This is a genomic window from Chryseosolibacter indicum (genome assembly GCF_018598585.1).
In the GTDB taxonomy this organism is placed as follows: Bacteria; Bacteroidota; Bacteroidia; order Cytophagales; family Cyclobacteriaceae; genus Chryseosolibacter; species Chryseosolibacter indicus.
Genome location: NZ_JAHESD010000059.1, coordinates 24,121 through 35,233 on the forward strand (window position 1 = coordinate 24,121; position 11,113 = coordinate 35,233).

At 38.3% G+C, this 11,113-nt stretch carries 11 protein-coding genes; 8 read left to right on the top strand and 3 right to left on the bottom strand.

Annotated features, from left to right (window positions below; all coding sequences use genetic code 11):
• Positions 1-92: 92 nt before the first annotated feature.
• Entirely contained in the window at positions 93-1,223 is a 1,131-nt protein-coding gene (locus KK060_RS19815) for a sensor histidine kinase (RefSeq protein WP_254155527.1), read from the top strand.
• Between the two features lie 48 nt (positions 1,224-1,271).
• The gene (locus KK060_RS19820; RefSeq protein WP_254155529.1) at positions 1,272-2,015 is read left to right on the top strand and encodes a LytR/AlgR family response regulator transcription factor; all 744 of its coding nucleotides are present in this window, start codon (positions 1,272-1,274) and stop codon (positions 2,013-2,015) included.
• A gap of 58 nt (positions 2,016-2,073) precedes the next feature.
• Here the strand turns inward: KK060_RS19820 and KK060_RS19825 are convergent, their stop codons facing one another.
• Genes KK060_RS19825 through KK060_RS19835 form a run of 3 tightly spaced genes read right to left on the bottom strand, consistent with a single transcriptional unit; the run spans position 2,074 to position 4,594 of the window.
• The gene (locus KK060_RS19825; protein WP_254155531.1) at positions 2,074-2,721 is read right to left on the bottom strand and encodes a DUF4230 domain-containing protein; all 648 of its coding nucleotides are present in this window, start codon (positions 2,719-2,721) and stop codon (positions 2,074-2,076) included.
• Positions 2,722-2,727: 6 nt separating this feature from the next.
• Complete coding sequence (locus KK060_RS19830) at positions 2,728-4,038, bottom strand: energy transducer TonB (RefSeq protein WP_254155533.1); 1,311 nt, start codon at positions 4,036-4,038, stop codon at positions 2,728-2,730.
• The gene (locus KK060_RS19835; protein WP_254155535.1) at positions 4,022-4,594 is read right to left on the bottom strand and encodes an RNA polymerase sigma factor; all 573 of its coding nucleotides are present in this window, start codon (positions 4,592-4,594) and stop codon (positions 4,022-4,024) included. Before KK060_RS19835 ends, KK060_RS19830 begins: the two co-directional genes overlap by 17 nt.
• A gap of 83 nt (positions 4,595-4,677) precedes the next feature.
• Here KK060_RS19835 and KK060_RS19840 point away from each other — a divergent pair, with 83 nt between their 5' ends.
• The 6 genes from KK060_RS19840 to KK060_RS19865 form a co-directional block, all read left to right on the top strand.
• The gene (locus tag KK060_RS19840) at positions 4,678-6,537 is read left to right on the top strand and encodes a vWA domain-containing protein (RefSeq protein ID WP_254155537.1); all 1,860 of its coding nucleotides are present in this window, start codon (positions 4,678-4,680) and stop codon (positions 6,535-6,537) included.
• A 289-nt stretch (positions 6,538-6,826) separates the two neighbouring features.
• Positions 6,827-7,411, top strand: a complete 585-nt coding sequence (locus KK060_RS19845; RefSeq protein ID WP_254155539.1) for a sigma-70 family RNA polymerase sigma factor — start codon at positions 6,827-6,829, stop codon at positions 7,409-7,411.
• A 4-nt stretch (positions 7,412-7,415) separates the two neighbouring features.
• Positions 7,416-7,691, top strand: a complete 276-nt coding sequence (locus KK060_RS19850) for an anti-sigma factor (RefSeq protein ID WP_254155541.1) — start codon at positions 7,416-7,418, stop codon at positions 7,689-7,691.
• Positions 7,692-7,694: 3 nt separating this feature from the next.
• A complete protein-coding gene (gmk, locus tag KK060_RS19855; protein ID WP_254155543.1) occupies positions 7,695-8,264 on the top strand; it encodes a guanylate kinase in 570 nt (189 codons plus the stop codon).
• Positions 8,265-8,391: 127 nt separating this feature from the next.
• Positions 8,392-8,967 (top strand): nicotinate (nicotinamide) nucleotide adenylyltransferase, encoded by a 576-nt coding sequence (gene nadD / locus KK060_RS19860; RefSeq protein ID WP_254155550.1) that lies wholly within the window; start codon positions 8,392-8,394, stop codon positions 8,965-8,967.
• 13 nt (positions 8,968-8,980) lie between these two features.
• Positions 8,981-11,113, top strand: a 2,133-nt coding sequence (locus KK060_RS19865; protein ID WP_254155552.1) for a DUF5686 and carboxypeptidase regulatory-like domain-containing protein, incomplete at its 3' end; no start/stop codon positions are given.

Genomic DNA, 11,113 nt, shown 5'->3' on the forward strand with positions numbered 1-11,113 from the left:
GGATAATGTCTTAAATTGAATATTTATCCTTTATTAACTTGCGTTAATCGGTTTTGCTTTCTAATCTGTGTCCAAATAACGACTTTTGCACCTTGAAATTTTTAGACGATATACCGAACGTATGGAAGCGGGCATACATTCTACTCTGTTTGTGGTATGCCATTAATTACGCTGTAGGAACAATTCTTGAGTGGCAGCTCGAGAATCCTAACACTTACATCTTCACAAATGCCTTCTATTTGTTTGAGGCACTCTGCTTGCTCATTATTGCTATATTTTTCTATTGTAATCTGCTCTTCAAATATAGCATATACATTCAGGTAATAGGTCATGCTTTTGGGGTTACTGTGTATTTCCTCATCATGGGTACGCTTTCTTATTATCTCGAAGATTATGTTGAAGGCTTTATTTATTTTGAAAACTGGAAGGACCATCTGATTCATCTGCTAAAGTGGGAGGGTCTCCATTTTCATGATCAGTATATCATTACGGTAGGTGTTTATTATGTGATCCGTTACTTCCAGGGGTTGCAAAAAGAAGAGCAGGAAAAAAGTGAGCTTAACATTAAAAACAGGGAGATGCAGATTTCTCTTCTTAAGTCCCAGATAAACCCACACTTCCTGTTTAATACGCTAAATTCTATTAATACCCTTATCGGGTCAAGCAAAGAACAGGCACGCAGGGTAATTACGCAGCTTTCTGATATCTTTCGCTATGCCCTGGATTCACATGGAGATAACATGGTAAGACTTATCCAAGAATTAGATTTTATAGATAATTATATACGGATTCAACAGGTGAGATTTGGTGATAGGCTAAAGTTTGTAAAACAGGTCGATTTCTCATGTCTTTCCGTGCAGATTCCACCCATGATCCTTCAGCCATTGGTTGAAAATTCTGTGAAGTATGGCATAGCTCCAAAAGACGACGGTGGTACAATTGTTTTAACAGTAAAACGTTTTAACAACATGATTTTTTTTGAGGTAAAGGATGACGGACTTGGATCCAATGCCAAAAAAGTGATGGACGGAAGCTCAAGTGGTGTTGGGTTAAAAAATACAGATCAGCGATTAAAAAGTATTTTTGGACCAGGGTCAGGGTTGCGTATCCGGTCTAATGAATGGGGTTATTCCGTAAGTTTCTTTATTCCTTATGCAGAACCTGGAGCAGAGGCTAATGCTGTAGAAACTGTTCAAGAAGAATTAAAAAGTAAAGCGGTATAAAGAATTTCCCGATTAACTTAGCACCAACTATTAAACCAACAATATACAATGAACATAACCTGCGTTATTGTAGACGATGAAAAACTCGCCCGTGATCTTCTGACTGAGTACCTTCAGCAGATGCCTAACATCCAGATCGCAGGCGAAGCCTCTAAAGGAAAAGAAGCTGTTGAAGTTATTGATAAAATTAAGCCTGATTTAGTGTTTCTGGATGTTCAAATGCCTGGCATGACTGGCTTCGATGTGCTGGACGAAATAAATCATGATCCTTTTGTGATCTTTTGTACGGCCTATGATCAATATGCTATTAAGGCATTTGAAAAAAATGCGGTGGACTACCTGTTGAAGCCTCTTGACCAGGAGCGTTTTAAACTTGCAGTAGAACGTGCCATTAGCAGAATGAAGCTTGAACAAAATAACGTAGGTGAATTGCTGAGAAGCATTAAAACCGAAAATAAGAGCTCTTACGATTCTCATATTTTTGTTCAGAAGTCAGAAAAGCTTTTAAATCTCCCCGTTGATGAAATTGTATATCTTGAGGCTTCCGGTGATTATACTATTCTCACTACCAAAAACGATCAGTTTGTCAGCTCTTCGGGTATTGGTAAGCTAGAAGAAATATTAAATCCGGAAATGTTTATACGCGTACATCGCAGTACAATCATAAACATTAATAGCTTGAAAGAAATTGAGAAGCACTTCAATGGAGGTATGGTAGTAAAAATGCAGAACGGAAAGAGCTTCCCTGTAAGCCGAACCTATGCCAAACTAATCAGAAGAAAAGTAGTATAAATTCCGATAGCATGATTTTAAAAAATCCCATGTGCTAGTAGTATATGGGATTTTATATTTAATAGCTCTTATCCAGTTCTTCCGTGTATCTGAATTCAACTTCTTTAGCATGAGCTTTCAGAATATCACGAAGTTGATCTTCCATCTTTACCTTCGCATCTGAGACGAACGTTGCCTGCTCTGCGTATCGCCTTGCATCAGTATAAAAGGCAGAGACTGCTTTAGAGCGATCATCCTGGTTTACCCAGTTCCAAACGCCATTCTCGTCTCTGAAGATAACATTTCCTGTTGACTCTACTGACAAGATTTTCGGTTGAGGAAGGGTAATGATGGCACGGTCTTCATCAATGTCAATAGAAAACTTTTGTTGTAAGTTGAAGCCAGCTTTTGCAATAAAATTTCCCGTAATGGTTATCTTTTTGGTGCTTCTCATCCATTGGTTCACCCACTCATATTTATGATTATAAGTCTGTGAAACCGTAGCAAGTTCTAAGATTGGTGTTTGCTGATGCAGAACAACAGTGTTGTTAACAGTTATTTGTGGCGTGAATTGAAAAGCGTTTTTAATGTCATTCCCTATCTGTTTGGCTCCGTCATAGCTTCTTTTGGCCAAAGTAGCAGGTATGTAAATGATAAGTACGTAGGCAGCAATACAAATTGCTGAAAGGAAGATGACAAATGCTAACGCCTTTCTATTGCTAAACATACTTTCTTAATCCGGTAATTTAAAGCGTAGACGAACTTTAACCTTTTCTGTTACCCTCTCGTTGTTTCTCTTTGAAGGATTCCAAGCCGGGCCTTGTTGTATGAGACGGATCAACTCCTCGTCACAACCATAACCAATGCCTTTTATCACTTTAAAATCGCTTAGGGTACCATCTTGTTTTACTGTGAACTGTACCGTTACACGACCTTCTATTTTATTTTGTTTAGCAACTTCAGGGTACTGAAGGTTCGTTTCTAAATATTTATTGAACGCTCTTCTTCCTCCTTCAGGAAAGGCCATTTCGTAAACTTCACGCTCTGCCTCCCCGGTGCTGTTTGTGGCATAGCCTGTGACAACCACTTCACTTAGTGCCGTAATATCATCTTTCATAACAACATTTAAGGAAGTATTATTTTCAATATTTATCTCTTGCGTGGTAAGGCCTATGAAATTAAAGACAAGTGTTTTCTCTGTATCTGATACTGGTATTTGGAAATCTCCATTTACATCTGACACCGCACCTTTTGTTGTTCCTTTTACAATAACATTTACCCCTGGCAAAAACTGCCCATCTCCCTCATGGATTACTTTTCCATGCACAATGCGTTCGTTGCCTGGTGGTAATGTAGTTGCAGGAGAAGATTTTTTAGAAAATGCTAAGGCTTTCTTCTTTGTATTTTTATCTCCTTCATCGGCACGCGCTCTTTCATCTACAATAATAGGAGGTTCCTGTAATTCTGCCTCTACTTCTATTTCCAGTTCACGATCTTGTGCGTATTCTTCATTTATAACCGGTAGGGTGGGAGAAGCATTTGTATTTGATGATTTTTCTTTTGGAGGGGCTTGCTGTATCCTGCTACTTTTCGGTATTTCTATTCCAAGGGTTTTAGAAGCAGAAGGTTTATTTTGTGCTATTAAGGAATCAGATCGAAGGCCTTTTTTAGCTTCAGTGTTTTCAGTAAGGCCAGGGGTTTTGTTTGGCGTTGCTATTCCTCTTCCCTCGTTTTGTTGTTTGATCATGATGAGGATTGCAAAAGAAGAGGCCACGAGCAGAAGCAGTCCTGCAGCCACCCCGGTATAAAGGCTCCAACCTGTTAGTGATATAATTCTTAACCCTTTCTTCTTTGTTTTTTCATGAACGCTTTTCTGAATCAGCTCTAAATCCAAAGAGAAGTTTTCATGGCCCACATGCTGAGCACCTTCAAGGGCTTCCGCTAGAAACGGATCTTGTAATGCCTTCTTTTCAAGGGCATGCATTTCAGCTGGCGACAATTCACCCCTAAGATATTTTTCGATATCGTTATTCTGATTTGCCATTGCGTTCCATGCAGATCTTTAAGTTCCTTTTGCCGTTCTGAATATAACTCTTCACTTTATTTAAGTCATAGCCGGTATCTTCTGTTATTTCTTTATAACATTTCTGTTCCATGTAAAATAACTTAACACATTGTTTTTGCTCGTGGGAGAGTTCCTGGATGCACTTCTCCAATTTTCCAATATTGCCTTCAACCTCCGGACCTTGTTCCTGATGCCCGTTACCACCAAATTCCATAAGAAAAGGTGATAATTCTTCAAAAGTTTTTCCTTTCATTGCCCGGAGCTGCATCAGGCAATGATTTCGGGCAGTTACATACAGCCACGGTTTAAAAACGTTAATGTCATGCTCTTTTAAACTAATGATCAACTTCTCGAATATGTGCATGACAGCGTCTTTGCTTTCTTCACGATTTTTCAAATATTTTAAGCAAACACCATAAACAAGGGCAGTATATCTGCTGTATAACTCGCCTACAATAGTCAACTCCTCAGACTTTTTATACAGTCCGATCAATGCTTCATCAGTCAGGTTTTTGTAGTTGTCTTTCGAGGACATTAATCCAAAGTAAATAAAATGTCTGATTTGTTTATGGAATCACCCGACGTATTGCATCACAAGTGTAATAAAAGTTTAAAGCTATGAAAAAAATATCAGCAGCTCTGCTTATTCTGTTTGCCCTCGTTGCGTTTAATCCTATTTCTCAACGGACAATTACAGGTACAGTAACTTCAGCAAGCGATGGGTCTCCAATTCCAGGTGTTTCTGTGATATTGAAGGGAACAAAGCTTAGTACATCAACCGATCAAAATGGGAAGTATACATTGGGTATTTCATCTAAAGGTGGCGTACTGGTGTTTTCGTTTATTGGATATAAAACAGTAGAAGTACCTATTGGCGATCATTTGATAATGGATGTAAAACTTGAAGACGATGTAACAGAGTTACAGGAAACAATTGTAACTGGCTACAGCCAAAAGCGAAATGTTAAAACCAGAGCAGAGAAAAGCATAGCGAAAGACTACCTTAAAAGTGAGGTAGCTGAAGCGGAATATTTATACGCACCACAAATTCACCAACCCAATACAGAGGAATATGCTACCATTAGTGAAAACGGTTTTCATGATGTAAGGAAAGACCCGCTTTCTACCTTTTCAATAGATGTTGACAAAGCTTCCTATAGCAATGTGAGAAGGTTTCTAAATTACGGCCAACGCCCTCCTGTTGATGCCGTAAGAATTGAAGAATTGGTTAACTACTTTTCTTATGATTATAAGCAACCAGTTGATGAACATCCCTTTGCTATACATACCGAAGTTTCTGAAGCCCCATGGAATAAAAAGCATAAGTTGATCCATATAGGCATTCAGGGAAGGGAAATACCTACAGATGATCTTCCTCCATCTAACCTGGTATTTCTTATTGATGTTTCAGGTTCTATGGATGAGCCGGAAAAACTTCCGCTTGTAAAACAATCTTTTAAAATGTTAGTTGATAAGCTCCGCCCGCAGGATCACGTAGCAATTGTAGTTTATGCAGGTGCTGCAGGTAAAGTTTTAGAGCCAACGCCAGGCAACGAAAAGAAGAAGATTATAAGTGCTCTTGATCAGTTACAGGCAGGGGGATCTACGGCAGGCGGCGAAGGGCTTCGGCTTGCTTACGAACTTGCACAGCAGAATTACAGAGAAAAGGGAAACAACCGGGTGATAATTGCAACAGATGGTGACTTTAACGTAGGCGAATCGAGCAATGAGGAAATGGAAAAACTGATTACGGAAAAAAGAAAGGATGGGATTTTTCTGACTGTTCTGGGTTATGGCATGGGTAACTACAAGGATTCGAAAATGGAAATTCTTGCCGATAAGGGTAACGGAAACTATGCCTACATTGATAACATCTCAGAAGCAAGAAAAACGCTGGTTCACGAATTTGGAGGAACACTCTTTACTATCGCCAAAGACGTTAAGCTTCAACTTGAATTTAATCCCTCCAAAGTAAAGGCGTACCGATTGATTGGTTATGAAAACCGTCTGTTAAAGAATGAAGATTTTAATAATGATAAAAAGGACGCCGGAGAATTAGGATCAGGCCATACCGTTACAGCTTTGTATGAAGTAATTCCATCAGGCGTTAAAAGTGAATTTTTTGATGTTGATGATTTAAAATATCAGAATAACAACACCGAAGCAATAAGAACATACACCAACGAGCTGTTTACTATTAAATTCCGGTATAAAAAGTCAGATAAGGAAGTCAGTCGTTTAATTACCCATTCTTTAGTTGATAATCAAACACCTCTCTTCCAAACATCTGATAATTTTCGATGGGCTGCATCTGTTGCTGCATTTGCGATGCTGTTACGCGAATCGGCCTACGTAAATAACTTTTCGTTTGATGAAGTAACGGCATTAGCACAAGGTGCCAAAGGCAAAGATGAAGAGGGATACAGAGCAGAATTTATTAACTTAACAAAATCATTGGGCCTCATCTCCAAAAGATAAAGATTTACACCCTCTCTACAACTTGGATGCTGCCGGTGTAGGCTGGCGGCATACATCTTTTGGCTACCGGCTTTGTCGTGTAAATCGTATTACTACTTAATTTTACTATAAATTCAATTTAGACTTTAGCTGATAACAAGTGGTAATCACACCAAATGTTTAAGTCTCTTTACTCAAAAAGCAGTTAATGGTATGTTTTTTTCAGTTTAAACAAGGGAGGTGTCGATACGTACGTAATTATTGAACCGGCATTTACTTCGTTTAATATTTTATTTTATTTTTACAGCTTATGGAAGAGGTCATTCGTCAGCAATACTCTGAACAGGAGAAGCAAAATATTTTCAACCAGGAGTTCATGCCACACATAAACTCAATGTACAACTTTGCTTATCGATTAACCCTGGATGCAGACGATGCAAAAGACTTGCTTCAGGATACATATTTAAAAGCATACCGGTTTATTGATTCATTCCAGCAAGGAACTAATGCAAAAGCCTGGCTGTTCAGAATTTTGAAGAACAGCTTCATAAATGATTACCGGAAGCGTAGCAAAGAACCTTCCAAGGTAGATTATCAGGAAGTAGAAACTTTTTATAACTCTGAAGATGTTGACAGGCAAATCACTCCTGATTTGCGTGTAGAGGCTCTTCAGGACATGATCGGGGATGAGATATCAAATGCTCTCAACTCACTGGATGTAGATTTCAGAACTGTAATAATATTGTGTGATTTAGAAGGATTTAAGTACGAAGAGATGGCCAAAATATTAGATATTCCAATAGGTACAGTTAGAAGCCGTCTGCATCGTGCTCGTAATCTTTTAAAAGAAAAACTAAGCGAATACGCTAAAAGCATGGGTTATAAAACTACTTAAAGATATGAGCAACGTCCCTGACCAGAAACGAATGAAGCAAGATTGCGAGAATAAACGAGAGTGCTTAGAGATTCTCCAGTTAATCTTAGATGGAGAAGCAAGTACAGAGCAAAAAAATCATTTTTTGAAAGAACATCTTGAAGAGTGCATGCCTTGCTATAAGAACTATCATCTCGAGGTAGCTATACGCGAATTACTAAAAACAAAATGTACCAACCACGCTCCACAAGATCTGGTGGACGACATCCGTAAAAAAATTATTCAAAATTTGGCTCGCTAAAGAATGGCTGGAAAAGCAATTATTTTTTCAGCTCCGTCAGGTTCTGGGAAGACTACTATTGTTAAACATCTCCTTAAAAATAATTCAGACTTAGGTTTTTCAATTTCTGCCTCAACACGCGATAAACGCGGCAGAACTGAACAGCACGGCAAAGACTATTATTTCCTTACACCGCTTGAATTCAAAAAGAAAATAGAGAACGATGAGTTCGTTGAATGGGAAGAGGTGTATGAAGGAAACTACTATGGAACACTTAAATCGGAGATTGACCGTATTTGGAATGAGGGTAAAAATGTGATCTTTGATGTTGATGTTAAAGGTGGTTTAAATCTTAAAAAATATTTTGAAGATAAAGCCCTTGCTATTTTTGTTAAAGTACCTTCAATGGAGATTTTGAAAGAGCGCCTACATGACAGAGGCACAGAAACATCCGAAAGCCTCTCACGAAGAATCTTCAAAGCTGAATTTGAAATGAGCTTTCAGGATAAATTCGATAGGGTTCTCATTAATGAAAACCTGGAGAAGTCATTGAAGGAAGCGCAACAACTTTACGATCACTTTAAGGTGGCGTAGCCCTGGCTTACAATTTCTTAACCTTACAATTCCTTAAGATTAGGCTAACTTATTAATTTCAATGTACCTTTAAGGTATAGTGAGATTACTATGTTAGCCTTTGTCTTATAGTCTTCACAAACATCTTATGAAAGTTGGTCTTTTCTTTGGTTCCTTTAATCCCATCCATATTGGTCATCTTATTATTGCTAATATTATGGCAGAGACTACCGATTTAAGTAAAGTATGGTTTGTTGTTTCTCCCCAAAATCCTTTTAAGCCAGCCAAAGGCTTGCTGCATGAGTTCGATCGGTTTGATATGGTAAGGGCAGCAGTTTACGATAACTATAAAATAGAAGTGTCGGACATTGAATTTCAATTGCCTAAGCCCAGTTACACCATTCATACCCTCGTGCATCTAAAAGAAAGACATCCCGATAAGGAATTTAAGGTTATCATGGGGGAGGATAACCTCGCTAACTTCTCTAAATGGAAAAACAGTGAAATAATCCTTCAGGACTATGGCTTGTATGTTTATCCGCGACCTCACGTGCAACCTTCTGATCTTAAAACGCATCCTAATGTTAAAATGGTGGCCGCACCTATGCTTGATATATCTGCTACATTTATAAGAAACTGTATCAGGAACAAACAATCCATACGTTATCTTGTACCTGATGCAGTAGAAAACATCATCAGAACCAAAGGCTTTTATCTTCACTAAAACATCTACTTCCTTGAAGACGCTCTTACAGAAGTTATTGCTTTGTTTTATTCTTCTCTTCTCGTTCCTTACGCATTATGCACAGCAAACCGGTGTAAAAGGCACCATCCGTGCTGAAGATAATAGCCCGCTTTCATTTGCAACAATTTATGTAAAGCAATTGGAAACTGGAACAACAGCTAATGTAGACGGCTACTACGAAATTCATCTTAAGCCGGGGCGATATGAAATGGTTTTTCAGCACCTGGGAAGACATTCTTTAGTTAGGGTTATAGATGTAACCAATGGCCTTGAGCAACTTGATATTACCCTTCAGCCTGAAGATATCATGCTTAAGGAAGTTACAGTAGGTGGCGAAGATGAGGATCCTGCATACACAGTTATGCGAAAGGCTATTGCCAAAGCTAATTACCACAGAAATGTAGTAGATCAATATACCGCTAAAGTATATATTAAGGGGTCTGCAAAACTTAAAGATTATCCGTGGTTGGCTAAAAAAGCTTTAGAGAAAGATGGCGTGGAAAAGGGCAGGGTATACCTCTCTGAATCTTTAAGTGAAATAAAATTCACACGACCCAATAAGTTTGAGCAAAAGGTTATATCGGTAAGAAGCGATCGAAAAGAAAATGCATCGCCCGGCTCTTATATTTTCGGAAGTTTTTACGAGCCTGAAATTGCTGGTACCGTTACACCGCTATCTCCTAAAGCTTTCTCCTATTACAAGTTTGAATACCTTGGTACTTTTAAAGACCGCGAATTTGAAGTAAGTAGAATCAAAGTAATACCGCGCTCAAAAGGTGAGGATGTTATAGATGGTACCATTAATATCGTAGAAGATACCTGGAGTATTCACAGCCTCGATGTTCACACTGTAAAACTGGGTATCGATTTTCAGATGAAAGTTACTTTTGCCCCTATTGAAAACAAAGTATGGTTGCCTGTTTCACATCAATTTAAGGTCGACGACAAAGTTTTTGGGTTTGAATTTGAAGCACACTATCTTTCTTCTGTAAGCGATTATAAGATTAAGATCAATCCTGATATTTACGTCGAAAAAATGGAAGTGGTTGATGAGAAAAAGGAAAAGGAACTTGCAAAAGAGATAGAGAAAAAACAAGCGTCAATCAAAAAGAATAAGAAGAAAGACGAAGCAAAAAGATTGCAGGAGAGAATAGCAGCGGGAGAAGAAATTACAAGGAAAGAATTAAAAACGATTATTAAAGAGTATGAGAAGGAAGATAGAAAAAAACAGGATGAACCCGATGTGATTTCTGATTTTACTTTTAAAGACGATAGCGTGTCCTACAAAATGGATTCTGCCTTCTGGGATTCCATCAGGCCAATACCTTTAACAAAAGAAGAAGTAAAAGGTTATGAGAAAGCAGATAGTGTTTCTGCTATTGAGCGTGCAAAGGTAGAAGGAGATACAACCAGAGAATCTAAGCATAAAGGGTTTCAACCTTGGGATATACTAATTGGCGATACTTATAAAGTATCCAACCATTCTAACTTCAGAATATATACGCCTATGGGTGGATTTAATACCATAGAAGGTTGGAACATTATTTACAAAATAGCTTATGGCACCGTTCTTCAGGATACGAACAGGACACGTCTTAAAGTAATGCCTGTTTTTCGGTATGCTTTCGCAAGAGAAAAACTGAGTGGCTATCTCAACTTAATGGCAAGCAATAAAAAGTACAGATTGGATATTGATGGAGGTAGATATATTCAACAATTTAATCCGGATAATCCCATACTTCCTATCGTTAATACTTTTACTACGCTGCTCTTGGAAAAGAACCTGATGAAAATCTATGAACATGATTTTCTCAGTGCTAAGTTTAAACGTATTGTTTCAGATAAATTAACAATTAATACTTCGTGGGTTTGGAGTGAAAGAAGTCAGCTCGAAAATAACTCGCGTTATAAACTTGTAAATCGTGACAAGATAGAAGACTATACACCCAATAAGCCGCTAAATATTCAACTGGAAGATACAGCTTTTCCAACACATCAGGCATTCTTGGGAAGCATAGGGTTTTCTGCAAGACCGTGGTTGAAATACAGAAGTTATAACGGAAGTAAATATGCTATTGGCGGATCGTCTCCAACAATCTCATTCAGGTATACCAAAGGCTGTAAC